This window comes from Stakelama pacifica (assembly GCF_004361835.1).
Lineage (GTDB): Bacteria > Pseudomonadota > Alphaproteobacteria > Sphingomonadales > Sphingomonadaceae > Sphingomonas > Sphingomonas pacifica.
In genome coordinates this window covers 1-1751 of sequence record NZ_SNWD01000029.1, presented here as the reverse complement: position 1 = coordinate 1751, position 1751 = coordinate 1, and the positions used below count along the sequence as shown (strand labels likewise).

2 protein-coding genes are annotated in these 1751 nt (G+C 48.1%); both read left to right on the top strand.

Annotated features, from left to right (window positions below; translation table 11 throughout):
• Positions 1 to 161: 161 nt before the first annotated feature.
• A complete protein-coding gene (locus EV664_RS19090; RefSeq protein ID WP_211338536.1) occupies positions 162 to 986 on the top strand; it encodes a deaminase in 825 nt (274 codons plus the stop codon).
• 167 nt (positions 987 to 1153) lie between these two features.
• A complete protein-coding gene (locus EV664_RS19085; protein ID WP_133497236.1) occupies positions 1154 to 1540 on the top strand; it encodes a hypothetical protein in 387 nt (128 codons plus the stop codon).
• Positions 1541 to 1751 lie beyond the last annotated feature (211 nt).

Here is a 1751-nt window from a genome sequence, read left to right as displayed (position 1 = left end):
AAACCCCAAGTCTAGCCCATTAACAGGGCCAAGGTCGGTCTGCTTCCGATCGTGCAGCATGGCTCACCTCGCTAATTAAAGTATATAATTGCCACTTGGCCCGTCTCGTAGATATTATTGCTTATAAGAAAATCATTCGTCCTAGGCCTAATGAAACCGCTATGTACCATGCACACGGGGCCCGAATGAGGAGTTCTTGTCTTTCGCGACAGGTCGGTGCCGCACTCCTTGATCAGAAAGGCAATATTCTGGCCACCGGCACAAATGAAGTGCCGCGCGCTGGAGGGGGCGTTTATGGGGGAGCCTTCGAAGGATTTTCAGATAACGATCCAGAACCCAGCCAAGACCATCGATGTCATATTCATAAAAGGCACTGCAGCAATACTCGTGAGCAAAATTCGATAATTGACGAGCTGATCGATTCAATTGACGAACTTCCAAAGGAAGAAAACGAGCAGCTAAGATCTAAAATTAGACGAACCAGATTAGGCCAGCTTATAGAGTTCAGTAGAGCAGTACACGCGGAAATGGACGCTCTTTTATCGGCAGCCAGAGAAGGAGTTTCAACAATAGGTTCGCGACTCTACGTGACCACTTACCCTTGCCATAACTGCGCTAGGCATATTGTAGCCGCTGGTGTCGACGAAGTTCAATTCATAGAACCTTATCTAAAAAGTAAGGCCTTACCTTTACACGGGGATTCTATCACCGACAGCGCTGTTGAATGGTTTCCCCCTAGTACTTTCTCGAGTCTCCCGGAAGAGAAGCGAAAAGGACGATCGCCGCAAGTGCTTTTTCGCCCGTTTAAGGGTGTGGCCCCGAGGCTCTACCGCAGGGCGTTTTTGAAAGATCGGGATTTGAAGAACGGCGAAACCGGAGATATGCTGGATAACATTCCGGGACCAGAAGGTGATTCAGTCCCTCAAATTTTACAAGCAAGCTACACCCAAATCGAGGCCACATTAGCCGTGCAGAATCAGTCGTAGTTGTGAATAAGAAGTCACCAAGGCTTCGGCTCGTATATGACAGAGCCCAAAGTGTCGTAGACGCTACGTCTCCGCTCAGACTCCAGTATAATTTGCCTTTATCGATCCCTCACAATGTCATTTTGACGGACGTTTCCGAGTTTAAATTTTCGGACTTGGAGGAGATCGTGGCATTCACATCACCTTCTTGGATTTTTGATTTTAGAAAAAATGCAAGATTCGATGTTATTGCCGGCGGCCGAATGCACGCCTTTCGTATTTTTGAGCGTTACTCAGCTCAATATGTAGATGTGCAAGGAATGCTACCGCGTGGATTGCCGTTTTTAGACCAAAAACGACAGTCAGTGTGGCAGAAACTGTTCCGCTGCATATTCATGCGTGAAAAAGTAACAGGCCCGTATTTGGTCTTGTGCGATGACGTAAATCGCTTCTGTGATTTATCTCAAGCAATCATAAATGGCTTGGGGTCCGCGACTAAATCAAAGCTAAGTCTGTCGATTGTTAGCACCAAGCTATCGCGAAGAACAAGGATTGCCTTTCGAGAGGTTATGTAACTTTCCGCCCTGTGGCGGATCGTTGTTTCGCTACGAAAAGGCTGTCCTACACACCCCATTCCTGCATATAAGACCGGTCCCCTGAGTCGCTTGGGAAGGACGTTTCATGCTGCATCGCTGCTGGTCTGAGCCCCTAGATTTCCTCCATTGATAGGTAGAGTCCGGCCTTCGACAAGGAGACGGACGAATGAAGCGATCGAGGTTCAGCGAG